This window comes from Janthinobacterium sp. Mn2066, assembly GCF_049319705.1.
Lineage (GTDB): Bacteria > Pseudomonadota > Gammaproteobacteria > Burkholderiales > Burkholderiaceae_D > Janthinobacterium.
Genome location: NZ_JBMOUF010000010.1, coordinates 21,823 through 46,960 on the forward strand (window position 1 = coordinate 21,823; position 25,138 = coordinate 46,960).

21 protein-coding genes are annotated in these 25,138 nt (G+C 61.9%); 2 read left to right on the forward strand and 19 right to left on the reverse strand.

From position 1 onward, the window contains the following. Positions 1 to 121: 121 nt before the first annotated feature. The gene (gene secA, locus ACL9RI_RS19485) at positions 122 to 2,887 is read right to left on the reverse strand and encodes a preprotein translocase subunit SecA (RefSeq protein WP_422728156.1); all 2,766 of its coding nucleotides are present in this window, start codon (positions 2,885 to 2,887) and stop codon (positions 122 to 124) included. Between the two features lie 273 nt (positions 2,888 to 3,160). On the opposite strand from secA, the gene ACL9RI_RS19490 reads away from it, so the two are divergent. Then, positions 3,161 to 3,670: a DciA family protein gene (locus ACL9RI_RS19490; protein WP_422728157.1), complete on the forward strand. Its 510-nt coding sequence runs from the start codon at positions 3,161 to 3,163 to the stop codon at positions 3,668 to 3,670. Between the two features lies 1 nt (position 3,671). On the opposite strand, the gene lpxC is transcribed toward ACL9RI_RS19490, so the two are convergent. The 3 genes from lpxC to ACL9RI_RS19505 form a co-directional block, all read right to left on the reverse strand. Beyond that, entirely contained in the window at positions 3,672 to 4,607 is a 936-nt protein-coding gene (gene lpxC, locus ACL9RI_RS19495; RefSeq protein WP_422728158.1) for a UDP-3-O-acyl-N-acetylglucosamine deacetylase, read from the reverse strand. A gap of 75 nt (positions 4,608 to 4,682) precedes the next feature. Continuing rightward, entirely contained in the window at positions 4,683 to 5,525 is an 843-nt protein-coding gene (locus ACL9RI_RS19500; RefSeq protein WP_422728353.1) for a DMT family transporter, read from the reverse strand. A 151-nt stretch (positions 5,526 to 5,676) separates the two neighbouring features. Beyond that, a complete protein-coding gene (locus ACL9RI_RS19505) occupies positions 5,677 to 6,450 on the reverse strand; it encodes a helix-turn-helix domain-containing protein (RefSeq protein WP_422728159.1) in 774 nt (257 codons plus the stop codon). Positions 6,451 to 6,576: 126 nt separating this feature from the next. Here ACL9RI_RS19505 and ACL9RI_RS19510 point away from each other — a divergent pair, with 126 nt between their 5' ends. Continuing rightward, positions 6,577 to 7,344, forward strand: a complete 768-nt coding sequence (locus ACL9RI_RS19510; protein WP_422728160.1) for a class I SAM-dependent methyltransferase — start codon at positions 6,577 to 6,579, stop codon at positions 7,342 to 7,344. A gap of 136 nt (positions 7,345 to 7,480) precedes the next feature. Here the strand turns inward: ACL9RI_RS19510 and ACL9RI_RS19515 are convergent, their stop codons facing one another. The 15 genes from ACL9RI_RS19515 to rsmH all read right to left on the reverse strand — a co-directional run bounded on the left by ACL9RI_RS19515 (position 7,481) and on the right by rsmH (position 25,132). Further along, the gene (locus ACL9RI_RS19515; protein ID WP_183679967.1) at positions 7,481 to 7,987 is read right to left on the reverse strand and encodes a peroxiredoxin; all 507 of its coding nucleotides are present in this window, start codon (positions 7,985 to 7,987) and stop codon (positions 7,481 to 7,483) included. A gap of 243 nt (positions 7,988 to 8,230) precedes the next feature. Then, positions 8,231 to 9,439: a cell division protein FtsZ gene (gene ftsZ / locus ACL9RI_RS19520; RefSeq protein WP_183748240.1), complete on the reverse strand. Its 1,209-nt coding sequence runs from the start codon at positions 9,437 to 9,439 to the stop codon at positions 8,231 to 8,233. 157 nt (positions 9,440 to 9,596) lie between these two features. Next, positions 9,597 to 10,829 carry a cell division protein FtsA gene (ftsA, locus tag ACL9RI_RS19525; protein ID WP_183679971.1) on the reverse strand — a complete coding sequence of 411 codons (1,233 nt, stop codon included), beginning with the start codon at positions 10,827 to 10,829 and terminating at the stop codon, positions 9,597 to 9,599. Positions 10,830 to 10,890: 61 nt separating this feature from the next. Beyond that, on the reverse strand, positions 10,891 to 11,703 hold the full coding sequence (locus tag ACL9RI_RS19530; protein WP_422728161.1) for a cell division protein FtsQ/DivIB: 813 nt from the start codon (positions 11,701 to 11,703) through the stop codon (positions 10,891 to 10,893). 1 nt (position 11,704) lies between these two features. Then, entirely contained in the window at positions 11,705 to 12,673 is a 969-nt protein-coding gene (locus ACL9RI_RS19535; RefSeq protein WP_422728162.1) for a D-alanine--D-alanine ligase, read from the reverse strand. A 1-nt stretch (position 12,674) separates the two neighbouring features. Next, on the reverse strand, positions 12,675 to 14,078 hold the full coding sequence (gene murC / locus ACL9RI_RS19540; protein ID WP_422728163.1) for a UDP-N-acetylmuramate--L-alanine ligase: 1,404 nt from the start codon (positions 14,076 to 14,078) through the stop codon (positions 12,675 to 12,677). A 10-nt stretch (positions 14,079 to 14,088) separates the two neighbouring features. Next, entirely contained in the window at positions 14,089 to 15,144 is a 1,056-nt protein-coding gene (murG, locus tag ACL9RI_RS19545) for an undecaprenyldiphospho-muramoylpentapeptide beta-N-acetylglucosaminyltransferase (protein WP_422728354.1), read from the reverse strand. A gap of 44 nt (positions 15,145 to 15,188) precedes the next feature. Further along, on the reverse strand, positions 15,189 to 16,400 hold the full coding sequence (ftsW, locus tag ACL9RI_RS19550; protein ID WP_422728164.1) for a putative lipid II flippase FtsW: 1,212 nt from the start codon (positions 16,398 to 16,400) through the stop codon (positions 15,189 to 15,191). Next, on the reverse strand, positions 16,400 to 17,953 hold the full coding sequence (murD, locus tag ACL9RI_RS19555) for a UDP-N-acetylmuramoyl-L-alanine--D-glutamate ligase (protein ID WP_422728355.1): 1,554 nt from the start codon (positions 17,951 to 17,953) through the stop codon (positions 16,400 to 16,402). The genes ftsW and murD overlap by 1 nt, the downstream gene beginning before the upstream one ends. Positions 17,954 to 17,970: 17 nt before the next feature. Continuing rightward, positions 17,971 to 19,146 (reverse strand): phospho-N-acetylmuramoyl-pentapeptide-transferase, encoded by a 1,176-nt coding sequence (gene mraY / locus ACL9RI_RS19560; protein WP_422728165.1) that lies wholly within the window; start codon positions 19,144 to 19,146, stop codon positions 17,971 to 17,973. 2 nt (positions 19,147 to 19,148) lie between these two features. After that, positions 19,149 to 20,585 carry a UDP-N-acetylmuramoyl-tripeptide--D-alanyl-D-alanine ligase gene (locus ACL9RI_RS19565; RefSeq protein WP_422728356.1) on the reverse strand — a complete coding sequence of 479 codons (1,437 nt, stop codon included), beginning with the start codon at positions 20,583 to 20,585 and terminating at the stop codon, positions 19,149 to 19,151. A 2-nt stretch (positions 20,586 to 20,587) separates the two neighbouring features. Next, positions 20,588 to 22,102, reverse strand: a complete 1,515-nt coding sequence (locus ACL9RI_RS19570; protein ID WP_422728166.1) for a UDP-N-acetylmuramoyl-L-alanyl-D-glutamate--2,6-diaminopimelate ligase — start codon at positions 22,100 to 22,102, stop codon at positions 20,588 to 20,590. Positions 22,103 to 22,110: 8 nt separating this feature from the next. Beyond that, a complete protein-coding gene (locus ACL9RI_RS19575) occupies positions 22,111 to 23,889 on the reverse strand; it encodes a peptidoglycan D,D-transpeptidase FtsI family protein (protein WP_422728167.1) in 1,779 nt (592 codons plus the stop codon). Beyond that, the gene (ftsL, locus tag ACL9RI_RS19580) at positions 23,889 to 24,158 is read right to left on the reverse strand and encodes a cell division protein FtsL (RefSeq protein WP_422728168.1); all 270 of its coding nucleotides are present in this window, start codon (positions 24,156 to 24,158) and stop codon (positions 23,889 to 23,891) included. Before ftsL ends, ACL9RI_RS19575 begins: the two co-directional genes overlap by 1 nt. After that, positions 24,155 to 25,132 (reverse strand): 16S rRNA (cytosine(1402)-N(4))-methyltransferase RsmH, encoded by a 978-nt coding sequence (rsmH, locus tag ACL9RI_RS19585; RefSeq protein ID WP_422728169.1) that lies wholly within the window; start codon positions 25,130 to 25,132, stop codon positions 24,155 to 24,157. The genes ftsL and rsmH overlap by 4 nt, the downstream gene beginning before the upstream one ends. Positions 25,133 to 25,138 lie beyond the last annotated feature (6 nt).

Here is a 25,138-nt window from a genome sequence, read left to right on the forward strand (position 1 = left end):
GAAATGGAAGCGCTATTGTAGCGCCTTCGCGGAGTCATGGAAAATGCAGGTCCGCAAATTGAAAAAGCATAAAAAAACGGAGACCGCAGTCTCCGTTTTTGCTTAAGCCAGCGAACCGGGTTTAAGCCAGTTTACCGTGGCAAGCCTTGTATTTCTTGCCGCTGCCGCATGGGCACGGATCGTTACGGCCTACCTTGACGCCCATGCTCAGGCTCAGGTCGTCCACATCCTGATTGCCCCCGGCGGCAGGCGCCAGCAGTTCTTCCGGCGCCGCGTTCGGGTCGAACTCAGAATGCTGGTAGTGCACGTTTTCCACGTGCGACTGCTGCAGCGCCTGTTCGGCCGCATCGACTTCTTCGCGCGACTGGATCCGCACCGTCATCACGTGCTTGGTGACGTCGTTCTTGATCATGTCGAGCATCTGGCCGAACAGTTCAAACGCTTCGCGCTTGTATTCCTGTTTCGGGTTCTTTTGCGCGTAACCGCGCAGGTGGATACCCTGGCGCAGGTGGTCCAGCGCCGCCAGATGTTCGCGCCAGTGGCTGTCCACGCTTTGCAGCATGACACTGCGCTCGAAGCCGCCAAACGATTCCTTGCCCACGATATCGATCTTCGACTGGTACACCGCATCGGCAGCCACCAGCACTTTTTCGACGATCTCTTCATCGTTCAGGGTCGGATCGGCCTCCAGCATCGCCTGCAACGGCATGTCGATCAGCCATTCGCCGGTCAGGACTTTTTCCAGGCCCTTGATATCCCATTGCTCTTCCACCGATTCAGGCGGCACGTAACCATGCACCAGGTCGGTGAACACGCCATGGCGCAGGGAAGCGATCATTTCCGAAATATCGGTGGTTTCCAGCAGCTCGTTACGCTGCTGGTAAATCACTTTACGCTGGTCGTTGGCCACGTCATCGTATTCCAGCAATTGCTTGCGGATGTCGAAGTTGCGTGCTTCCACCTTGCGCTGGGCCGATTCGATCGAGCGCGACACGATGCCCGCTTCGATCGGTTCGCCTTCCGGCATTTTCAGGCGGTCCATCACGGCACGCACGCGATCGCCGGCGAAGATGCGCAGCAGCGCGTCATCCAGCGACAGGTAGAAGCGGGACGAACCCGGATCGCCCTGGCGGCCGGCACGGCCACGCAGCTGGTTGTCGACGCGGCGCGATTCGTGGCGCTCGGTACCGATGATGTGCAAGCCGCCCGCATTGACCACGTGGTCATGCAAGGATTGCCATTCATCGCGCAGTTTTTGCGACTGGGCAGACTTCTCGCCGTCGCTCAGTTCCGCATTCGCCTCGATGAACTTGATCTGGTTTTCCACGTTACCGCCCAACACGATGTCGGTACCGCGGCCGGCCATGTTGGTGGCGATGGTAATGGCTTTCGGACGGCCTGCCTGGGCGATGATTTCCGCTTCGCGTGCATGCTGTTTCGCGTTCAGCACGTTATGCGGCAGCTTTGCCTTGTCCAGGATGCCCGACAGCAGTTCCGAGTTTTCGATCGAGGTGGTCCCCACCAGCACGGGCTGGCCGCGTTCGTAGCAATCGCGGATATCGATCAGCATCGCATTGTATTTTTCCGCCGACGACTTGTAGACCTGATCCTGGCGGTCCTTGCGCTGCAATGGACGGTTTTGCGGGATCACCACCGTTTCCAGGCCATAGATTTCCTGGAATTCGTAGGCTTCGGTATCGGCCGTACCGGTCATGCCGGCCAGCTTGGCGTACATGCGGAAGTAGTTCTGGAAGGTGATCGAGGCCAGCGTCTGGTTCTCGTTCTGGATTTTCACGCCCTCTTTCGCTTCGACGGCCTGGTGCAGGCCATCGGACCAGCGGCGACCCGTCATCAGACGGCCCGTGAATTCATCGACGATCACCACTTCATTGTTCTGCACCACGTAGTGCTGATCCTTGAAGTACAGCGCGTGCGCGCGCAGGGCGGCGTACAGGTGGTGCACCAGGGTGATATTGGCCGAGTCGTACAGCGACGCGCCTTCGGGCAGCAAGCCCATTTGCATCATGATGCCTTCGGCTTTTTCGTGGCCGGCTTCGGTCAGCAGCACCTGGTGTGCTTTTTCATCCTTGGTGTAATCGCCTGGCACCTCGACCTTGCCCTTGCCGTCCGGCGTTTCTTCGCCGATTTGCAGGGTCAGCAGGCGTGGCACTTCATTGATCTTGTGGTACAGGTCCGTATGGTTCTCGGCCTGGCCGGAAATGATCAGCGGGGTACGGGCTTCATCGATCAGGATCGAGTCGACTTCATCGACGATGCCGAAGTTCAGGGCACGCTGCACGCGGTCGCGCGCTTCGTAGACCATGTTGTCGCGCAGGAAGTCGAAACCGAATTCATTGTTGGTGCCGTAGGTGATGTCGGAGTTGTACGCCTGCTGCTTGGCGCTGTGCTCCATTTGCGACATGTTCACGCCGGTCGACAGACCCAGCCAGCCATACAGGCGGCCCATGGTGTCCGCATCGCGCTGTGCCAGATAATCATTGACGGTGACGATATGCACGCCCTTGCCGGACAGTGCATTGAGGTAGGCGGGCAAGGTTGCCATCAGGGTCTTGCCCTCGCCGGTACCCATTTCCGCGATCTTGCCGTAGTGCAAGACCATGCCGCCGATCATCTGGACATCGAAGTGGCGCATGCGCAACACGCGCTTGGACGCTTCGCGGCAGACGGCGAACGCTTCAGGCAACAAGGTATCGAGCGATTCGCCAGCGGCGATGCGTTCCTTGAAGGCCGGCGTCTTCGCTTGCAGCTCGGCATCCGACAGCTTTTCGATGACCGGCTCGAGCGCATTGATCTCGCGTACCGTTTTTTGGTATTGCTTGAGCAGCCGCTGGTTGCGGCTACCGAAAATCTGGGTCAGTAATGACATGCTTGAATTCTTGAAAAAACGCCGTTAAAAAAAGCTCGGTAGCTGACAGCGAGGTGATGATCGCGTGACCGCACGGAGTTCGACTATGGCAAAAGACGATGATTTTATCATGCGTTCCCGCCAAGGTTGGGGTAATGCTCCATATAACAATAGCGGAAAGACAAACAAATACGGGAAAATACGGACATTTTCCATACTGTAAGGAAATACGCTGGCGCCGCCGCACCCACCGCGGTGCTCGCCATGTGCAGGCCAGTATGCTATGTTTCGGCCATGCGAACTCCCACTTATTCTCCCGCGCCGCGCCGCAGCTATGGCTTTGCCCGCTCGGGCCCGGCCGTCACGGGCGCCACCGACTTTTTGCGCGGCAATGCGACGATGGCGGCCTTGATGCCTACCGTCACGCGCCTGGCCGCCCTGCAAAAAGATTGCGCCAAAGCCTTGCCGGTCATGTTCGAGCATTGCGACATCCTGCAATTCGAGGGCGGACAACTGGTGCTGGCCACGCCCAACGCGGCGCTGGCAGCCAAGCTCAAGCAGCAATTGCCGAAACTGCAAGTAGAACTGGAAAAGAAGGGCTGGCAAATTTCAGGCATCAAGCTGAAAGTGCAGGTCATCAAGAGCATCGCGCCCATCGTGCACACACGGGCGCTGGTCTTGCCGGAAAAAGCCATGTCGGCGCTGGAAGAGCTGAGCACGGCCCTGCCCGCGTCGAAACAGAACGAGCAATTGATCGCGGCGCTGCGCAACATGGTGCGCCACCACCGCGAACCCAGGGATTAAATCAGGACAGCGACCATTCACGTTCCATCTGGCGCAGATACGACTGGGGCGCTTCCTCGTTGGTGGCAAACGACACCACTTCATACGCGTCCGGCTGTTCCAGCAGCGCCAGCAGCAGCAGGTTATTGAGCGCGTGGCCCGATTTATGCGCCGTGTAATAAGCCAGCAGCGGGTGGCCGACCAGATACAGGTCGCCGATGGCGTCGAGGATCTTGTGGCGCACGAACTCGTCTTCATAGCGCAAGCCGTCGGCATTGAGGATGCGGTATTCATCCATCACGATGGCGTTTTCCAGCGAACCGCCACGGGCCAGGCCCATGCCGCGCAAGCTTTCCACATCCTGCATGAAACCGAAGGTACGCGCCCGCGCCACATCGTGGATATACGACACGTCGCCAAAATCGACGGAAGCGCGCTGCATGGTGCCGTCGACAGCCGGATGATTGAACTCGATAAAGAAATCGAGTTTAAAACCGTCATACGGCGTCAAGCGGGCCCATTTCTCGGCGTCGCCCTTGCCCTGGCGCACTTCCACCGGTTTGATGACCTTAATGAATTTCTTCGCCGCCGCCTGCTCTTCCACGCCAGCCTGTTGCAGCAAGTACACGAAGGAGGAGGCGGAACCGTCCATGATGGGAATTTCTTCCGCATTCACGTCGATATACATATTGTCGATGCCCAGGCCGGCTGCAGCCGACATCAGGTGTTCCACGGTTGAAACCCTGGCGCCATCCTTGATCAGGACGGAAGCCATGCGGGTATCGCCGACGGCCATCGCGCTGGCCGGGAACTCCACCACGGGATCGAGGTCGATGCGGCGAAACACGATGCCGGTGCCGATGGCGGCCGGGCGCAAGGTCAGTTCCACCTTGGTGCCGGAGTGCAAGCCGACACCAATGGTGCGGACCAATTGTTTGATAGTGCGTTGTTTTAACATGGCTCGATTATAGCGATTTGCCGGATTTTCGTTGCGGCGCGGCCCATTCCACGCCAAAAAAGCCACACTCCCGGTTCAGGGATGCTCGCTTTCCGCATGCACCGCTTCGCGGCGCACCAGATAAATACCGCTGCCGATAATGATGGCGGCGCCGATCAGGGTGTATTCATCGGGCAAGGTGCGCCACAGCAGCCAATCGAGCCCCATGCCCCAGGCCAGGGCCGAATATTCGAACGGCGCCACACTGGATGCCTTGCCGATACGAAACGCTTCCGTGATGGCCAGTTGCCCCAGGAAACCGCTGACCGATAGCCCCAGCAACAGCAGCCAGTCTGCACGCCGTATCGCCACCCACTCGTGCGCCGACAGGGCAACGCCACCGATCGCCATCATCACCATCAGCCAGAACACCATGCTTTCGCTGGCGTCCGTACGGCTGAGGATACGGCCCGTAATGGCCGAGACGGCGTAACAGGCCGCCGCGCCCAGCACGGCCAGGCCGGCGATCGAAAAAAATTCGCCGCCATCGGGGCGCAGCACCACCAGCACGCCGCCCATGCCGACGGCGATCGCGCACCAGCGCGCCAGGTCCACTCTTTCCTTCAGGATAAAAACGGACAGGGCCGTAATCAACATCGGTGCGATAAAAAACAGGGAATATGCCTCGGCCAGCGACATGCGTTTCAAGCCATAGGCAAACAGGGTGATCATGGCCACGCCCAGCGCGCCGCGCAGCAAATGCAGCGACCAGCGCACTTTCAGCACGTTTTTGAATGCGCCGCGGTACAGCAGGTACAGGCAGACCAGCGGCAAGGATGACAAGGCGCGCAAGGCCGTCACCTGCATCGCGGGGTAATGTTCGGATAGCAGCTTCATGGCTGTATCCATCAGGGAAAACATGCCGGCAGCCGTCAGCATCGCATAGATGCTGCGCAGATTGTGCGAGGGGGATGTCAAGAAAAACTCCTGGCGAGTTGCTTGGGATCGTCATCATGGCGACGACCGGAGCCAGGACGCGCTGGCCAGAAAAGCTCATGCGGTCGTGGCGATTATAGCAAGCGATGCTGCCTTACGGCACTGGCAGCAGCATCACCAGCTTCAAGTCATGCTGCCGCGCCAGGTGCAAAGTCACCTGGTGAAAGGCCAGCGAACCTTGCTGCGGATGCCAGAAACGGCGCAAGCCGCCATCACGGCCCTGCACCTGCTGGGTTTGCCACCACTGGCGAAATTCGCTGCTCGCTTGCGACAGTTCGGCGATCAGGCCGGCCAGCGGCGCCTGGTCCGCATGGCGGCCGATATCGGCGCGAAACTCGGCCACCAGCCGCCGCGCGCGCTCGGGCCAATCGTCCACCAGGGTGCGTGCACCGGGTTCCAGGAACATGAATCGCAGCTGGTTGGGCGCCACCGCTTCCGCCCTCAGCCAGGGTGCAAACAGGCTGGCCGCGTGTGCATTCCAGGCCACGGCGTTCCATGCCCGGTCGAGGATATAGGCTGGCCCGGCGATAGCCGCCACGATGGCTGCCAGTTCGCTGGCAGCGGCGCCATCGCCCTCGCCTGCCCCATGGTGCGGGTCCGCCTTGTCGGCCACTTCGAACAGATAGGCGCGCTCGGCCACGCTCAATTGCAGCACCTGCGCCAGGCGCGCCAGCATCTTGCTTGACGCCGACACGGGCCGGCCCTGCTCCAGCCACGTCAGCCAGGTGGGACTGACGTCGCACAGCTGGGCCAGCTCTTCGCGGCGCAAACCGGGCGTGCGGCGCCGTCCACCACCGGGCAAACCGGCCATGGCAGGGGTCACGGCTTCGCGCCGGGCGCGGATGAATTCAGCCAGTTTGCTCGACATAATCATCTTTCATTCGCATCTCTCATCTTTTGCATGGTAGTAGTTATACCAGTATAAGTTATTGTCTTGTTACAGGATAAAAATGCTTCTATTCTGCATGAACTCACTCATTCACAGGAGAAAACCATGCAGCAGCACGATGTCGTCGCCGAACAATTTGGCCAGACCGCCAACGCCTACCTGAGCAGCGCGGTGCACGCGCAAGGCGCCGACCTGGTGCTGATGCAGGAATGCGCGCGCCGCCATGGCAAGCCGCAAGTGCTCGACCTGGGCTGCGGCGCCGGCCACGCCAGCTTTGCCATCGCTCCCGTGGCGACATCGGTGGTGGCGTACGACCTGGCGCCGCAAATGCTGGACGTGGTCGAGCATGCCAGGGCGCAGCGTGGCTTGCACAACATCAGCACGCAACAGGGTGACGTGGCCAGGCTGCCGTTTGCCGACGCCAGTTTCGATCTGGTCGTCACGCGTTTTTCCGCCCACCACTGGAATGACGTGGCTGGCGCACTGGCCGAAGCCTGGCGCGTGCTGCGCCCGAACGGCAGCTTGCTGGTGATCGATATCGTGGCGCCGAAAACCGCCTTGTACGACACCACCCTGCAAGCGGTGGAATTGCTGCGCGACGGTTCCCACGTACGCGACTACCGCACGTGCGAATGGGGCGCCAAGTTCGACAACGCAGGTTTTACGCACCAGTTGCGCAGCGTGTGGAAGTTACAAATGAAGTTTGACGACTGGGTGGCGCGCATGCGCACACCGGCTGAACGGGTGGTCGCCATCCGCAAGCTGTTCGACGCCGCGCCCGAAGAAGCGCGCCGCTACTTTGCGCTGCAGGATGATTATTCGTTCAGCATCGACGCGGCCATGTTCGAGGCGAAGAAACCCTCGATGCAATAGATGTAAAAAAACGGCGCTGAATCAATTCAGCGCCGTTTGATTTACTACCGGGGTCAGTCCCTTCGGGATCGGAATATGCTCCACTGGAGCATATTCCCCCTCCGGGTCTGACCCCATATAACTTAACGAGAAACGCTTAAGCCAGCTGGCCCAGCAGGGTTTCTGCATTCGATACTTCGAATTTGCCGCCTTGCTCGATGTTCAATTGCGTCACGACGCCATTGTCGACCAGCAGCGAGTAGCGCTGCGAGCGCGTGCCCATGCCGAACTTCGAGAAATCGGCGTCCAGGCCCAGGGCCTTGCTGTAGGCGGCGTTGCCGTCAGCCATCATGCGCACCACGCCGGTGGCTTTCTGGTCGCGGCCCCAGGCGCCCATCACGAACGCATCGTTGACGGAGATGCACCAGATTTCATCGACGCCTTTGGCTTTCAGGTCGGCAGCGTGCTGCACATAACCTGGCACGTGCTGTGCGGAGCAGGTTGGGGTGTAAGCACCCGGCAGGCCGAAGATGGCGATCTTCTTGCCTTTGACCAAGTCTTGCACGTTGAACGTGTTCGGGCCCAGTGCGCAGCCTTCGGTTTCGTTTTCGATAAATTCAGCCAGGGTGCCTTCTGGCAGGGTGTCGCCGATTTTGATGGTCATGTTGACTCCTGTAAGTGATTGTTCATGGAAGCGCGCCCGTGCGATGCGCGGACACGCGTGGAATAGGGTGTTGCCGGTCGATGCCGACACTGCGCGATAGTATGCCTGACTTGCCGCCTTTGTGCAGAAAATAGCCAGGAAGACAAAGAAAAACGCAAAGACAGAGATCAAGGAAATACAAAAAAAACGGCGGCCCGAAGGCCGCCGCCAGGAATGCTGGCATCAGATCACCTCATCAGGCAATCAGTCTGCCTGCTTGCGCAAAAACGCTGGAATGTCATACGTTTCCATGCCATTTTTTTCCATCGCGCGCACTTGCTCCGAGGCCGATTCACGGCGCCATACTGCCGGCGCCTTCATGCCGTCAAAACCAGCCGCTGGCGTGGCCGCGCCCACCGAAGTGGCCACAGTTTGCGCGCCACCCAATGCAGCCGACGGGCTCAACGGGCTGTTGTGCGTACCGGTGCGCAGCACTTGCTGCGGTACCAGCTGGATGTTTTTCTTGGCGCGGCCCAGGCCCGTCGCCACCACGGTGACGCGGATATCGTCGCCCATGGCGTCGTCGTAGGCGATACCTTGCGCGATCGACGCGTCCGGAGCGGCAAACGCGCGCACGGCAGCCATGACTTCCTTGATTTCCTTGCCCTTCAGGCCACGACTGGCCGTGACGTTGACCAGCACGCCGCGCGCGCCGGACAGGTCGATGCCATCCAACAGCGGCGAAGCGACTGCCTGTTCGGCAGCGATGCGCGCGCGGTCCACGCCGGACGCCGTTGCCGTCCCCATCATGGCCTTGCCCTGCTCGCCCATGATGGTTTTCACGTCGTTGAAGTCGACGTTGATATGGCCAGGGACATTGATTATTTCAGCGATGCCCGCCACCGCGTTGTTGAGCACGTCGTCGGCGTGCTGCATCCATTCCAACATGCTTTCATCTTCGTAGATCTCTTCCAGTTTTTCATTGAGGATGATGATCAGCGAATCGACGTGCAGGGACAGCTGCTCCAGGCCTTCGTCGGCGATATCCATGCACTTCTGGCCTTCGTACGAGAATGGCTTGGAAACCACGGCCACCGTCAGCGCGCCCAGTTCCTTGGCCACTTCCGCCACGATGGGCGCCGCGCCTGTCCCCGTGCCGCCGCCCATGCCGGCCGCGATGAAGACCATGTGCGCGCCGCGCAGCGAATCGGCGATGCGCGTGCGCGATTCCTCGGCCAGCTGGCGGCCGACGGCAGGCTTCATCCCTGCGCCCAGGCCGGTATCGCCGATCTGGATGATGTTGTGGGCCTTCGATGTCGACAGGGCCTGTGCGTCGGTATTGGCGGCAATGAACTCCACGCCCGACATGCCTTTGTTAATCATGTGTTGGACTGCATTGCCACCCGCACCGCCGACGCCAACGACCTTGATGACGGTACCTAAAGCTGTGTTATCGACCATATCGAACTCCATGATGTGCTCCTATCAGAATGCGGTTTCCAAGCGCCAGGCCTCATATTAGGTAGGAGAACTGGAGATTGAAAACTGCGGTTAACTATAAAATAAAATATGTTTGTGTGTACCTGCGATGCTGCCGAAAAACCTGTGCTGCCGGGCGAAATAACTGCCCTTAAAAATTCCCTAAAAACCATTCCTTCATGCGCTGCCAGACTGCCTTCACCGAGCCGTCCTGACGCGTCACGATGTGACCGCGCAGGTACTGCTTTTTCGCTTCCAACAACAAACCCAGCACGGTGGCGTAGCGCGGGCTGCGCACCACGTCGGCCAGCTGGCCGCGATACTCCGGCGTGCCCAGGCGCGCCGGTTTCAAGAAGATGTCTTCCGCCATTTCCACCATGCCAGGCATGATGGACGTGCCGCCGGTGAGCACGATGCCCGACGACAGCACGCCCTCGTAACCGGATTCGCGCACCACCTGGTGCACCATCGCGAACAGCTCTTCGACACGCGGTTCGATCACTGCCGCCAGCGCCTGGCGCGACAGATTGCGCGGGCCGCGGTCGCCCAGGCCCGGCACTTCCAGCGATTCGCCAGGATCGGCCAGCACCTGCTTGGCCACGCCATAACGCATCTTGATTTCTTCCGCTTCCGCGGTCGGCGTGCGCAAGGCCATGGCGATGTCATTGGTGATCTGGTCGCCGGCAATCGGGATGACGGCCGTATGGCGGATCGCGCCATCGGAAAACACTGCCACGTCGGTGGTGCCGCCGCCGATGTCGATCAGGACCACGCCCAGCTCTTTTTCATCGGCCGTCAATACGGCGTCGGCCGAGGCCATCGGCTGCAGGATCAGGTCCGACACTTCCAGGCCGCAGCGGCGCACGCACTTGACGATGTTCTGCACGGCAGACACGGCGCCGGTGACGATGTGTACTTTCACTTCCAGGCGGATGCCGCTCATGCCGATCGGCTCGCGCACATCCTCCTGGCTGTCGACGATGAATTCCTGCGGCACCGTATGCAGCAATTGCTGGTCGGTCGGAATGTTAACCGCTTTGGCCGTCTCGATGACGCGCGCCACATCGGTCGCCGTCACTTCCTTGTCCTTGATGGCCACCATGCCGCTGGAATTGAAGCTGCGGATGTGGCTGCCCGCAATGCCCGCGTACACATTGCGGATCTTGCAGTCGGCCATCAGCTCGGCCTCTTCCAGCGCGCGCTGGATCGACTCCACCGTGGCCTCGATATTGACCACCACGCCTTTTTTCAGGCCCTTCGATTCGTGCTGGCCCAGCCCGATCACTTCGTGGCGCCCGTCGGACATCACTTCGGCTACCACCGCCACCACTTTCGAGGTGCCGATGTCGAGACCGACGATCAGGTTTTTCGCGTCTTTTGTCATTTCTGTCGCCTAAGGTATGGGCTATTAATTGTTTAATTGGTTATTCGAATTGATTATTCGGTCAAGCCGGTTTCTTGACCGGACTACTCGTTTTCTTGCGCATCACGGGCCGGCCATCCTTGCCTTCCGGCGGTATCACCAGCCCGGCGGAACTCAGTGCCAGGCCATTCTGGTAACGCATATCGATCGTGTCGATATTTTCCAGCCTGCTCGCCAGCTGTGGATAAATCCCCACCAGGCGGTCGACCCTTTCCTTCAGGGTCGTATGATTCTGTTCACGTCCCAGCGCCACCACCATGCCGTTACTGAGCTTGACGGTCCACGCATAGCGGCTCGACAAGGTCAGCTCTTCGAGCGACATCTTCAGCGGCGCAAACCACTTCTGCAGCTCGCCATACGTGGCCAGCACTTCTTTCTCGCTGCCGTCCGGCCCTGCAAAGGCGGGCAACACATGGTCATCCTCGGCTTCGGCCACGTTGGCCGTAAACACATCGCCCTTGACCGACAGCAGACGGCCATCTTCGCCCCAGGTGCCCAGAGCGTCATGTTCTTCCAGCGCCACGATCAACTGGTTCGGCCATTCGCGGCGCACGCTCGCGCGGCGCACCCAGGGCACCGCTTCAAACACGCTGCGCACGCTTTCCAGGTTGGCAGTGAAAAAATTGCCCTTGATGCGGCCCAGGGTACCGCTGCGCAAAGTCAGGTAATTCACATGGCGCAGACCCTTGTCGTCCACGCTCTCGACCTTGATCGAGCGCAGGTCGAACATCGGGCGCTGCGACACCCACCAGACGCCGGCAGCCACGCACACGACCAGGACCGCGGCGAGCAAGCCGTTGGCTGTCGTATTGAGGCTTTTAGCGTCATGCCACATATCAGTTCTGTCCCTTGACCATTTTCAAACGCGCCGCCGCCACGATTTCCAGGCACAGGTCTTCATAGCTGATGCCCACCGCGCGCGCCGCCATCGGCACCAGCGAGTGCGTGGTCATGCCGGGCGAGGTATTCACCTCCAGCAGGAACAGCTTGCTGTCCGCATTGCGCATCAGGACATCCACCCGTCCCCAGCCTTCGCAGCCGAGTGCGCGGTAGGCTTCCACCGCGATGCGCTCCATCTCGGCCACGATCGCCGGGTCCAGCTGCGGCGGGCAGAAATACTTGGTGTCATCCGTGAAGTACTTGTTCTGGTAATCGTAATTGCCTTGCGGGGCGACGATTTCAATCGGCGGCAGCGCACGCGCCGTGGCGCCCTGGCCCAGAATCGCCACCGTGAATTCACGGCCCGTGATGAATTCTTCAGCCAGCACGGAATCATCGAGACCGGCGGCAATGTCATACGCAGCCTGGAAGGCCGAGACTTCATGGACAGTGGTGATGCCAATGCTCGACCCTTCATGCGGCGGCTTGACGATCAGCGGCAAGCCCAGTTCTGCCGCGACTTTGGCCAGGTCGGCGCTGTCGTTCAGCACCGCATATTTCGGCGTCGGCAACTGGTGCATCAGCCAGATCATCTTGGTGTAGACCTTGTCCATGCCGACCGCGCACGCCATCACGCCGCTGCCCGTGTAGGATATGCCCAGCTGTTCCAGCGCGCCCTGCAGGCTGCCGTCTTCGCCGTAACGGCCGTGCAGCGCGATAAAGACGCGGTCAAATTTTTCAGCGGCCAGTTCGGCCAGGCTGCGCTCGCCCGTGTCGAACGCATGCGCGTCCACGCCGCGGCTTAACAGCGCGGCCAGCACGCCGGTGCCGGACATCAGCGACACTTCGCGCTCGGCAGAGCGGCCGCCGAACAGCACGCCGACCTTGCCCAGTTGTTTTACATCGATAGCTGAAGCTGCGTTCACGTCAGGCCTTTACAGTGTTGGTTTGGTACTTGGTCAATTGGTTCGGGATGCCGCTGATCGAGCCGGCGCCCATGGTCAGCACGACGTCGCCGTCGCGCGCCACACTCATGATGGTGTCAGCCATGTCCGTCATGGACTCGACAAAAATCGGTTCGATCTTGCCGCGCGCGCGCAGCGCATGCGCCAGCGAACGGCCGTCGGCAGCCACGATAGGCGCTTCACCGGCCGCATACACTTCGGACAGCAGCAGCACGTCGGGCGCACCGAGCACCTTGACGAAATCTTCGAACAGGTCGCGCGTGCGGCTGTAGCGGTGCGGCTGGAAGGCCAGCACCAGGCGGCGGCCCGGATAGGCGGCGCGCGCAGCCGCCAGGGTCACTTCGGTTTCCACCGGATGGTGGCCAAAATCGTCCACCAGCGCGAAGCTGCCGCCGTTCGGCAGCACCACGTCGCCATAACGCGTGAAGCGGCGGCCCACACCCGAAAATTCGGCCAGGCCCTGTTGCGTGGCACTGTCGGCGACGCCGATTTCGCGCGCAATCGCCACCGCCGAACAGGCATTCTGCACATTGTGCATGCCGGGCTGGTTGAGCACGATGTCGAGGTCGGGATAACCTTCCTGCAGCACCGTGAAGTGCATTTCCAGGCCCACGGCGCGCGCATTGATGGCGCGTACTTCGGCGTCTTCGGCAAAACCGTAGGTGGTCACCGGCTTGGTGACAAACGGGATGATGGCGCGTACGTGCGGGTCGTCGATGCACAGCATGGCGCGGCCATAGAAAGGCAAGCGGTGCGTGAACTGCACGAAGGCCTGCTTGAGCTTTTCAAAATCGTGCTCGTAGGTGTCCATGTGATCGGCATCGATATTCGTGATGACTTCGATCATCGGCGCCAGGTTCAGGAATGACGCATCCGATTCGTCGGCCTCGGCCACCAGGTAATCGCCGGAACCGAGCTTGGCGTTGGCGCCGGCGCTGGTCAGGCGGCCGCCGATCACGAAGGTCGGATCGAGTCCGCCCTGCGCCAGTACGGAAGCGACCAGGCTGGTGGTGGTGGTCTTGCCGTGCGTGCCGGCGATGGCGATACCGCGCTTCAAGCGCATCAATTCGCCGAGCATCACGGCGCGCGGCACCAGCGGGATCTTGCGCGCGCGCGCGGCCGCCACTTCCGGATTGTCTGCCGGGACGGCGCCCGACGTCACCACTGCATCGGCGTCGCCGATGTTTTCTGCCGCGTGACCGAGCATGACGGTCGCGCCCAGGCTCGCCAGGCGCTGCGTTGCCGCATTGCTGCCCAGGTCGGAGCCCGACACCTTGTAGCCCAGGTTGACCAGCACTTCGGCGATGCCGCTCATGCCGCTGCCGCCGATGCCGACAAAGTGGATATTGTTTACTTTATGCTTCACAGAGCTAACCTCATGCCAATTTTTCCAATACATTTGCGATCGCCGCATTGGCGTCGCGCTTGCCTGCTGCCAGTGCCGCCTGCGCCATCTGCTGGCAAGTGTCGCGGCCCAGCGACGCCAGCAGGGCGCTCAGCGACGCTGCACTCATTTCATGCTGCGGCAAATGAATCGCCGCCCCTTGTTTCGCCATCCATTGCGCGTTATTGCGCTGATGGCTGGTGGTCGACGCCACCAGCGGCACCAGCACGCTGGCCACGCCGGCGGCCGTCAATTCCGACAGCGTGATCGCGCCTGCGCGGCAAATCACCACATCGGCGTCGGCATAGGCCCTGGCCATGTCGTCGATAAAATCGACCACGTTGGCACTCACGCCCGCCTGCGCATACGCCGCGCGCAAGGCATCGATATTCTTTTTGCCCGACTGGTGCGTCACCTGCGGACGCTCGCCTGCCGGCAGCAGCGCCAGCGCGGCCGGCAAGCTGTCGTTCAGCGCTTTCGCGCCCAGGCTGCCGCCCACTACCAAGATGCGCAATGGACCGCTGCGGCCTGCATAGCGCTCGGCCGGCGCCGCCATATCGAGAATTTCCTGGCGCACGGGATTGCCCGTGACGACGGCCTTGCCGGCGGCAGCACCGAAATCGGCAGGGAAGCCGAAGCATACGCGCTGCGCCAGCGGAGCCAGCGTCTTGTTGGACAGCAGCAGCGCCGCATCGGCATTGACCAGCACCAGCGGCACGCCTTTCAGGCGCGCCATCAAGCCACCCGGCACCGTCACATAACCACCCATGCCCATCACCACGTCCGGCTTGCGGGCCGAGATGAAGCGGCGGATGGCGAAGAAGCTGGCCAGCATCCTGAAACCGCCCTGGATGGTGTGGGCCAGGCCCTTGCCGCGCATGCCGGAGAACGCGATGGCGTCCATCGGGATGCCGCTTTTCGGTACCAGCTCCTGCTCCATGCCGTGCGTGGTGCCCAGCCAGCTCACTTCCCAGCCGCGCGCGCGCATCGTCTGCGCAATCGCCAGGCCAGGGAAAATATGGCCGCCGGTACCGGCCGCCATGATCATCAGTTTTTTCGCGGGTTTCAAATTCGTTACAGTCTTTACGTCAGTCATAGCCGGCCTCCGCGCATCAGGATCCGGTTTTCATAATCGATACGCAGCAAAATCGCCAGGCCGATACAGTTGATCAGCACACCCGTGCCGCCATAACTCATTAACGGCAAGGTCAGGCCTTTGGTTGGCAGCAGGCCCAGGTTTACGCCCATATTAATAAACGTCTGCACGCCGATCCAGATGGCGATGCCCTTGGCCGTCAGGCCGGCGAAGGTCTGGTCGATGGCGATCGCCTGGCGGCCGATGTCGAAGGCGCGCTTGATAATCCAGTAAAACATGCCGATCACGATCAGCACGCCCACCAGGCCCAGTTCCTCGCCGATCACGGCCAGCAGGAAGTCCGTGTGCGCCTCGGGCAGGTAATGCAGTTTTTCCACGCTGCCGCCCAGGCCCACGCCAAATATTTCACCACGCCCGAAGGCGATCAGCGAGTGCGTCAGCTGATACGCCTTGTTCAGCGCATTGTCTTCCTGCCACGGATCCAGATAGGCAAAAAACCGCTCACGGCGGAATTTCGACAAGGCGATGATGGTCACGAAAATCATGGTCAGCATGGCGCCGATGCCGCCAAACCAGATGGCGTTGACGCCACCGAGGAACAAGATACCCATGGCGATACAGACGATCACGCCAAAGGCGCCCAGGTCGGGTTCCATCAGCAGCAGCAAGCCGACAAAGCTCACAGCCAGCGCCATCGGCATGAAGCCCTTGGTCAGCTTGTGCATGTACTCCTGCTTGCGCACCGTGTAATCGGCCGCGTACAGCACCATTACGACCTTCATCAGCTCGGACGGCTGCGGACGCAAACCCGGCAAATTGAGCCAGCGGCGGCCGCCGTTGACGGACACGCCCAGACCCGGCACCAGCACCATCACCAGCAGCACCAGGGTGCCAATGAACAGCCAGGGCGCCATTTTTTGCCAGGTCGAGACGCGGATGCGGAATACCAGTGCGCTGACGACCACCGAAATGGCGATGAACAGGGCCTGGCGGACAACGAAATAATTGTTGGTATAGGCGGCGAACTTGCGCGCATCGGACAGCGAGATCGATGCCGAATACACCATCACCATGCCCAGCAACATCAGCAGCAGCACCACCCATACCAGCGGCTTGTCGTACTCCATCATCTTCGATTGCCGCGCACGGCTATCGAGCGGCTTGCCAGCCGATGGGGTACCGAAACCGAATGGCAACTGGAAGGCCATCAGAGATCCTGTCCATTTTCCAGGGCGATGTCGCGCACGGCGTCGACAAACACCTGCGCGCGATGCGCATAGTTTTTGAACATGTCCAGGCTGGCGCACGCAGGCGACAACAGGACGGCATCATGCGCTTGCGCCAGTTCGCTGGCGCGCTTGACCGCTTCAGGCAAGGTGGTGCAATCGACCAGCTCCACGCCGGCCGGCTCCAGGGCCGCGCGCAAGGCGGGGGCATCGCGGCCGATCAGCAGCACCGCACGCACATAGCGCGACACGGGTTCGGCCAGCGGCGAAAAATCCTGACCCTTGCCATCGCCACCGGCGATCAGCACCAGGCGCTGCTCCGCGCCGCCGAAGGCCTTGCCCAGGCCGTACAGGGCCGCCACCGTGGCGCCCACGTTCGTGCCTTTGCTGTCGTCGTAGTATTCGACGTCATTGACAGCCGTGATCAATTCCACGCGGTGCGGCTCGCCCTGGTATTCGCGCAAGCCGTGCAGCAGCGGCGCAAATGGCAGGCCGATGGCGCGGCACAGGGCCAGCGCCGCCAGCGCATTCGATGCATTGTGCTGGCCGCGGATTTTCAAGGCGTCCGCCGGCATCAGTTTTTTCGCCAGGGTCGGCACCGGTTCCGGCGCCGGATCATTCTTGCGGCGTTTTTTCTCGATCACTTCTTCGCTGGGCACGGCCTGCGACAGCCAGAAAATGCCGCGCTCATTGACCAGGCCAAAGCTGTCGACATCGATCGGTTCGCCGGTGCCAAATGTAACGGTCTCGCCCAGCGGATCGGCCATGCGCATCACCGCCGCATCGTCGCGGTTCAGCACGCGCACGGTCTCGGCGCCAAAGATGCGCGCCTTGTCCTGGCCGTAGGCGGCCATGTCGCCATGCCAGTCCAGGTGATCCTGCGACAGGTTCAGCACGGTGGCCGCATCGGCTTGCAGGCTGAAGGTCGTATGCAGCTGGAAGCTGGACAACTCCAGCACCCAGGCTTGCGGCAAGCTGCTCGCAAGCGGTTCGCTGGCTTCGCCCCCCTCTTCTGCCACCACTGGCGCGGGCTCGGCGTCGAGCACTTCGCGCAACACGTCCAGCGCGGCCGGGCTGATATTGCCGGCCACGCGCACCGTCAAGCCCGCGCGTTCGCACAGCAGGCCCACCAGGCTGGTGACCGTGGTCTTGCCATTGGTGCCCGTGATGGCGATGACTTTCGGCGCATAGCCGCGTTCGGCCTTCAGCGCCGCCAGCGCCTGCGCGAACAGTTCGATCTCGCCCCACACGGGGATATTTTGTTCGAGTGCGGCCGGCGCGATCCCGGCCAGTTCGCGCTGCGGCGCCAGGCCGGGACTGACGGCGACAAAATCGACGCCCTCGAGCAAACCGGCGCCAAACGGGCCGGCGATGAATTGCGCATCCGGCAAAGCTGTCTGCAGCGCTGCCAGGCGTTCGGGCGCCTGGCGCGTATCGGCCACGCGCACGGCAGCGCCGCTGCGGGCCAGCCACAGGGCCATCGCCAGTCCCGACTCTCCGAGACCGAGCACCAATGCAGTTTTAGCGTCGTACATCTTCACGGCGGCATCCATTAACGCAGCTTCAAAGTAGTCAGTCCCAGCAGGACCAACATCATGGTGATGATCCAGAAACGCACGACCACTTGCGTCTCTTTCCAGCCTTTTTGTTCAAAATGGTGGTGCAAGGGCGCCATCAGGAAAACGCGGCGGCCCACGCCATAGCGCTTCTTGGTGTACTTGAACCAGGTAACCTGGATGATCACGGACAGGGTTTCCACCACAAAGATGCCGCCCATGATGAACAGGACGATTTCCTGGCGCACGATGACGGCGATGGTGCCCAGAGCGCCGCCGAGGGCCAGCGCGCCCACATCGCCCATGAAGACTTTGGCGGGGTGCGTGTTATACCAGAGGAAGGCCAGGCCGGAACCGGCCAGCGCGCCGCAGAAAATCACCAGTTCGCCGGCGCCCGGAATGTGCGGGATGAACAGGTAGCGCGCATAGGTCGCGTTGCCGGTCAGGTAGGCGAACAGGCCCAGGGCGGTGCCCACCATCACGGTCGGCATGATGGCCAGGCCATCGAGGCCGTCGGTAAAATTGACGGCATTGCTGGTGCCGACGATGACGCAATAGGTCAGCGCGATGAAACCCCACACGCCCAGCGGATAGCTGATGGTTTTAAAGAAAGGCACGATCAGGTCGGCCTTCGGTGGCAAGTCCATCGCGAAGCCCGACTGCACCCAGGCGTAGATCAGGTTCCATACCTGGCCCGCATTCGGTTCGGAAATCGAGACGGAAAACGCCAGGTAAAACGCGGCGACGATGCCGATCAGCGACTGCCAGAAGTATTTTTCGCGCGAGCGCATGCCTTCCGGGTCCTGATGCACCACCTTGCGGTAGTCATCGGCCCAGCCGACGGCGCCAAAACCCAGCGTGACGATCAGCACGGGCCAGATGAACCGGTTCGACAGATCGGCCCACAGCAAGGTGGAAATGCCGATGGCGATCAGGATCAGCACACCGCCCATGGTCGGCGTGCCGTGTTTTTTCAGATGCGTTTGCGGACCATCGGTACGCACGGCCTGGCCGACCTTCATGCGGGTCAGCATGCGGATCACGGCCGGACCGGCGCACAGGCCGATCAGGATCGCCGTCAAGGTGGCGAACACGGCGCGGAACGTGATGAAGTTAAAGACCCGTAGCGGGCCAATAGTGTCCTGGAAATACTGAGCGAGCCAGAGCAGCATGATTAGTGAGCTTCCTTGTTACTGTTATTTGAACCAATCAAATGCTGCACGGCCCGTTCCATCTTCATGAAGCGGGAGCCCTTGATTAATACTGTTGCATCCGAACGGCCGGCCAGGTGCGCATCGAGCGCCGCCAGCAAACCGTCGAACTGTTCGAAATACTCCACGACCGTGCCCGAGTCCAGGCTTGCGCCGGCCTTGACCGCATTGACTATATAGCGCGTCAAGCCGCCCGTCGCCAGCACATGCTCTATGCCTTTGGCGGCGGCGTATGCGCCGATCTCTTCGTGGAACTGCTGCCCCTGCGTGCCGACTTCGCCCATCTCGCCCAGCACCAGGATGCGTGGCGCGCTGCTTTGCGCCAGTACATCGATGGCCGCCCGCACGGAATCGGGATTGGCGTTATACGTGTCATCGATGATGGTGGCGCCATTGAGCGCGCGTTTTCTCTGCAGGCGTCCGGCCACTGGCGCAAACGCTTCCAGGCCCTGCTTGACCTGTTCAGGCGCGATGCCGGCGCCGATCGCGCACGCCGCCGCCGCCAGCGCATTGCGCACATTGTGTTCGCCTGCCGCCTGCAGCGCGACGAAGAACTGGCGCACGCCGCCATCCTGGGCCCGCACGCTGACAAACATGTCGCTGCCAAAGTCTTCGGCCGCGCGATGGGTGCAGCTCACGTCTGCCTCTTTGCTGAGGCCAAAGGTGATCACGCGGCGCGCACCGGCCAGCGCGCGCCACAGCGGCGTAAATGTATCGTCGTGCGGGAAGACGGCCACGCCATCCGCCGCCAGGGCCGACAGCGCAGCGCCATTTTCGCGCGCCACCGCTTCCACGGTATGCATGAATTCCTGGTGTTCGCGCTGGGCGTTGTTGACCATCGCCAGGGTCGGCGCAGCGATCGCCGCCAGGCGGCCGATTTCGCCAGCATGGTTCATGCCCATTTCGATCACGGCCGCCTGGTGGCTGGTCTCGAGACGGAACAAGGTCAGCGGCACGCCGATTTCATTGTTCAGATTACCGCGCGTGGCCAGGCGGCCCTCTTCGCCAAAGGCGGCCGCCAGGATGGAGGAAATCATCTCCTTGACGGTGGTCTTGCCATTGCTGCCAGTGACGCCGATCACGGGCACGCTGAAACGGCGGCGCCAGGCATTGGCGATGCGGCCCAGCGCCACCAGCGTATCCGGCACCACGATGGCCGGCACCTTGCTGCTGTCCCAGCCTTCCGGCAAGCGCTCGACCACCACCGCCGCCACGCCCTTGTCCGCCACCTGGGCGAGGAAATCGTGGGCGTCGAAACTCTCGCCGCGCAGGGCGACAAACAGCGAGCCGGCCGGCGCGCTGCGGCTATCGGTAGACACGCCGGCAAACGCCCGGGCCGCATCGCCTGCCAGCTTGGCGCCGTCCAGCGAAGGCAGCAGTTCGGACAAAGTAGCGTGCATCATCAATTCGTCCTCATCATGGTCAGGCGCGCCGACAAGGCCAGTTGCGCATGGTCGGCATCGGAGAACGGCAATTTTTTACCCTTGATTTCCTGGTACGGTTCATGGCCCTTGCCTGCCAACAGGATCACGTCCGGCTTGGCGGCGTGCTTGATGGCCGACAGAATGGCGGCGGCGCGGTCTTCGATCGCTTGCGGTTGCGGACCGTCGGCGCGCATGCCGGCCATGATCTGCCCGATAATGGCGTGCGGATCTTCGCTGCGCGGATTGTCGCTGGTGACCAGCACGTGGTCGGCCAGCTGCGCGATGGCGCCCATCTGCGGACGCTTGCCCGGATCGCGGTCGCCGCCGCAGCCAAACACGCACCACAGCTCACCACCGCGTTCCTGCGCCACTTGCCGCAAGGCCGCCAGGGTTTTTTCCAGTGCGTCGGGCGTATGGGCGTAATCGATCACCACCATCGGCGCTTCCTGCCCCCCCACCTGCTGCATGCGCCCGGGGGCCGGCTGCAGCGACTCGATACCGTCGATGGCCGCGCGCAAGCCGACGCCGTGCGCCAGCAAGGCGCCCAGCACGGCCAGCGCATTGCTGATGTTGAAGTGGCCGACCAGCTGGGTCTTGACCAGCGCCACGCCGAGCGGACATTCCAGGTGGAAGTCGGTGCCGGCGTTACGGCTGCGGAACTGGCTGGCGCGCAGCATCAGTACGCCCGGCAGGTCCGGCAGCGCTGCTGCATCTTGCAAGGTATAAGCAATCACGGGAATCTCGCCCGCCAGCTTGCCCGCCACGTGCGCCGCCAAACGCACACCCATGGCGTCGTCGAGGTTGATCACGGCCGTCTTCAGGCCGGGCCAGTCGAACAGCCTGACCTTGGCCGCCTCGTAGGCTGCCATGTCGCCGTGGTAGTCGAGGTGGTCGCGCGTCAGGTTGGTAAACATCGCCACGTCGAAATGCATGCCGGCCGCGCGCTGCTGGTCCAGCCCGATCGACGATACTTCGATCGCCACCGCCTGCGCGCCGGCGTCGCGCATGGCGGCCAGTTTGCGCGCCAGCAGCACGGCGTCGGGCGTGGTGTAGCCGGTAACGTCAAATTCGATCTCGCCGCGCGGCTTGCACAGGCCCACGCCCAGGGTGCCGATCACGGATGCAGTCTCGCCCAGGTGCGCCAGCGCCTGCGCCAGCCACAGTGCGCAGGAAGTCTTGCCATTGGTGCCCGTCACGCCGGCGCTGAACATGGCGCTGTCGGGCATGCCGTAAAACGCGTGCGCAATGGGACCGGCCTGGGTTTTCAGGCCGGCCACGGCCAGCTGCGGCACGTTCCAGTTAGAATCCCAGGCAAAACCGGTATCGTCATACACGATGGCGGCCGCGCCCTGGGCGATGGCGGCGGGAATAAAATGCGTCGCGCCTGCATAGGCGAAAAACACGTCGCCGCGCTGCACGCGGCGCGAATCGGATGTCAGCTGCCCCGAGGGCGCAGCTGCCTTGATCCACAAACTGATGTCTTGTATGGTCATGAGTGACTTCACATGGCCTCCGGACCGCCATTGGCGGGGACCACGATTTCGGTAACGGAAGAATCGGGCGGCACGTTCGCTGCACGCAGCGCGTTGGTCGCAATCGCCGCGAACGCAGGGGCGGCAACCTGGCCGCCGTAATGGTAAAGGCCCGTCGGTTCATCGATCATCACCGCAATGATGAAGCGCGGCGCCGACAGCGGCGCCAGTCCCACGAAGGAACCGATATATTTGCGCGGCATCGCGTACTTGCCGTTTTCAACCTTGTAAGCCGTACCCGTCTTGCCGCCCACGCGGTAGCCGGCGACCTGCGCCCGCTTGGCCGAACCATGCGGGCCCGACACCACCAGTTCGAGCATGGCGCGCATGTCGGCAGCCGTTTGCGGCTTGATGATTTGCTGGCCCACCGGCGGTTCGGTGACCTTCTGGAACGACAACGGAATCGTGTCGCCATTGCGCGCAAACATCATGTAGGCGCGCGCCAGCTGGATCAGCGAGACCGAGATGCCGTTACCGTAGCTCATGGTGGCCTGTTCCACCGGACGCCACGATTTATATGGACGCACGCGGCCTGCCACGGCGCCAGGGAATCCCCATTTCGGCTGCTGGCCAAAGCCCACCTTGGTGAACATTTCCCACATATCCTGCGCCGGCATGCTCAGCGCGATCTTCGAGGCGCCGATATTGGACGACATTTCAATCACTTCCGAGGCACTGATCACGCCATGCGCCGAGGTGTCGGTGATGGTGCGGTCGGCAATCGTGTAGCGTCCCCGGCCCGTGTCGATCAGGGTGGTCGGCTTGATCCGGCCCTCGTCGAGCGCCAGCGCCACCGTGAACGGTTTCAGGGTCGAACCCGGCTCGAAGGTATCGGTCATCACGCGGTTGCGCAATTGCTGGCCGGTCAGGGTGCGCCTGTCGTTCGGGTCGTAGCTGGGGTAATTGGCCAGGGCCAGCACTTCGCCCGTGTGCACGTCCAGCACCACGGCGCCGCCGGCCTTGGCGTTGAATTTCTGGACCGCTTCCTTCAGCTGCGTAAACGCGATGTACTGGATCTTGCTGTCGACCGACAGGGTCAGGTCCTTGCCGTCGTGCGGTTCGTGGATGAAGCCGATGTCTTCGACGATATGGCCCAGGCGGTCCTTAATCACGCGGCGGCTGCCGTCGCTGCCGGCCAGGGTTTTCTGCTGCGCCAGTTCCATGCTTTCCTGGCCCACGTCTTCCACATTGGTGAAGCCGACCAGGTGGGTCATGACTTCGCCCTGCGGATAATAACGCTTGTATTCCTTGCGCTCGTCGATGCCGCCGATGCGCAGCTTGGCGATCTTGTCGGCCACGTCCATCTCGACCTGGCGCTTCAGGTACACGAAGCTGCGGTCGGAATCGAGCTTCTTGCGCAATTCGGTGACGTTCATTTCCAGCAGGCCGGCCAGCGCATTGATTTTTTCAGGCGGCGCCTGCAGCACATCCTCCGGGATCGCCCAGATGGCTTTCACGGGCACGGACGAGGCCAGCACCTGGCCATTGCGGTCGGTGATCTTGCCGCGCGTGGCCGGCAAATCGAGGGTGCGCTCATAGCGGGCGGCGCCCTGTTTTTGCAGGAACTGCGTCGATACGCCTTGCAGCCACATGGCGCGCGCGCCCAGGCCGACGAAGGAGAAGAACAGCAGGAACAGCACGACGCGCGAACGCCATACGGGCAGGCGCACCGCCAGTACGGGGTTCTTCGAGAATGGCACGCCTTTCGACGCCGCCACCCGGCCGTTGCTGTTACTACCCAACTTCATTACTCACCCTCCGTCAGATATTGGGTACGCGACGCCGTCAGCGGCGTCATGCTCAAGTCGCGCCGTGCAATCGCCTCGATACGTTCATGCTTGCCCAGTGTCGACTGGTCCAGCTGCAGCTGCGCCCAGTCGATGTCGAGCTGGCGCGACAGCTGCTGCGCGCGGTCCAGGTCGATCAGCAGATGGCGCGACTGGTACTGCGCATTCACATGCGACAGGCCGCACGCGACCAGCAGGGCCGACAGCACGACGCACAGCTTGCCAGTCATCGCGCACCACCCGTGGCGGTTGCGGCCAGCGGCAGGCGCTGCGCCACGCGCATCACGGCCGAACGCGCACGCGGATTGGCGTCGATTTCGGCATCGGACGGCTTCATCTTCGCAATCAGCTTCATTTCCGGCTGCGGCAAGTCGGCCGCGCGGATCGGCAGGCGGCGGTCAGGCTGCTCCACGTTCGCCTTCGAGGCGAAGAAGCGCTTGACCATGCGGTCTTCCAGCGAGTGAAAACTGATCACGGCCATGCGCGCGCCGGGCGCCAGGCTGGCATACGCCTGGTTCAGGCCGATCTCGAGATCCTCGAGCTCCTTGTTAATGAAAATGCGTATGGCCTGAAAGGTGCGGGTAGCGGGGTCCTTACCCTTCTCGCGGGTCTTGACGGCGCCTGCCACGAGGCTGGCAAGCTGTCGTGTGCTTGAAATTGGCTGGACTGCCCGGCCAGCAACAATCGCCTTTGCAATCTGAAAAGCAAACCGTTCTTCCCCATAATCGCGTATCACCTTTTCTAAATTCTGCTCGGTTTCCACGGCCAGCCACTCGGCTGCGGAAATGCCGCGCGTAGTATCCATGCGCATGTCCAGCGGTCCGTCGTTGCGGAAGCTGAAACCGCGCGCCGCATCGTCGACCTGCGGCGAAGAGATGCCCAGGTCGAGCAGGATGCCGTCCACCTGCTGCACGCCACGCGCGGCCAGGCTGGCCGTCATGGTGGCAAAGCTGTCGTGGACGATTTCAAAACGGGGGTCGCCGATCTGTTCGGCGGTGGCGATCGCCTGCAAGTCCTTGTCGAAACCGATCAGGCGCGCATCGCTGGCCAGCCGCGACAGGATCAAACGGCTGTGACCACCGCGGCCAAACGTGCCATCGACATAAATGCCGTGCGCGCGGTTGCCCGACAGGTCGAGCGCATCGACCGCTTCATCGAGCAGCACCGTGCGATGCTGAAATTCCGGCACCGTGAGTAGTGTCATTACGGA

Excerpts from the sequence above, each read along its gene's own strand:
- ACL9RI_RS19570 (WP_422728166.1), bottom strand. The coding sequence starts at position 22,102 with ATGACCATACAAGACATCAGTTTGTGGATCAAGGCAGCTGCGCCCTCG.
- ACL9RI_RS19575 (WP_422728167.1), bottom strand. The coding sequence starts at position 23,889 with ATGAAGTTGGGTAGTAACAGCAACGGCCGGGTGGCGGCGTCGAAAGGC.
- mraY (WP_422728165.1), bottom strand. The coding sequence starts at position 19,146 with ATGCTGCTCTGGCTCGCTCAGTATTTCCAGGACACTATTGGCCCGCTA.
- ftsA (WP_183679971.1), bottom strand. The coding sequence starts at position 10,829 with ATGACAAAAGACGCGAAAAACCTGATCGTCGGTCTCGACATCGGCACC.
- ACL9RI_RS19565 (WP_422728356.1), bottom strand. The coding sequence starts at position 20,585 with ATGCACGCTACTTTGTCCGAACTGCTGCCTTCGCTGGACGGCGCCAAG.
- secA (WP_422728156.1), bottom strand. The coding sequence starts at position 2,887 with ATGTCATTACTGACCCAGATTTTCGGTAGCCGCAACCAGCGGCTGCTC.
- murG (WP_422728354.1), bottom strand. The coding sequence starts at position 15,144 with ATGATCATGGCGGCCGGTACCGGCGGCCATATTTTCCCTGGCCTGGCG.
- ftsW (WP_422728164.1), bottom strand. The coding sequence starts at position 16,400 with ATGGCCTTCCAGTTGCCATTCGGTTTCGGTACCCCATCGGCTGGCAAG.
- ACL9RI_RS19515 (WP_183679967.1), bottom strand. The coding sequence starts at position 7,987 with ATGACCATCAAAATCGGCGACACCCTGCCAGAAGGCACCCTGGCTGAA.
- ftsZ (WP_183748240.1), bottom strand. The coding sequence starts at position 9,439 with ATGGAGTTCGATATGGTCGATAACACAGCTTTAGGTACCGTCATCAAG.
- rsmH (WP_422728169.1), bottom strand. The coding sequence starts at position 25,132 with ATGACACTACTCACGGTGCCGGAATTTCAGCATCGCACGGTGCTGCTC.
- murD (WP_422728355.1), bottom strand. The coding sequence starts at position 17,953 with ATGTACGACGCTAAAACTGCATTGGTGCTCGGTCTCGGAGAGTCGGGA.
- ftsL (WP_422728168.1), bottom strand. The coding sequence starts at position 24,158 with ATGACTGGCAAGCTGTGCGTCGTGCTGTCGGCCCTGCTGGTCGCGTGC.
- ACL9RI_RS19510 (WP_422728160.1), top strand. The coding sequence starts at position 6,577 with ATGCAGCAGCACGATGTCGTCGCCGAACAATTTGGCCAGACCGCCAAC.
- ACL9RI_RS19500 (WP_422728353.1), bottom strand. The coding sequence starts at position 5,525 with ATGCTGACGGCTGCCGGCATGTTTTCCCTGATGGATACAGCCATGAAG.
- ACL9RI_RS19505 (WP_422728159.1), bottom strand. The coding sequence starts at position 6,450 with ATGTCGAGCAAACTGGCTGAATTCATCCGCGCCCGGCGCGAAGCCGTG.
- ACL9RI_RS19530 (WP_422728161.1), bottom strand. The coding sequence starts at position 11,703 with ATGTGGCATGACGCTAAAAGCCTCAATACGACAGCCAACGGCTTGCTC.
- lpxC (WP_422728158.1), bottom strand. The coding sequence starts at position 4,607 with ATGTTAAAACAACGCACTATCAAACAATTGGTCCGCACCATTGGTGTC.
- ACL9RI_RS19490 (WP_422728157.1), top strand. The coding sequence starts at position 3,161 with ATGCGAACTCCCACTTATTCTCCCGCGCCGCGCCGCAGCTATGGCTTT.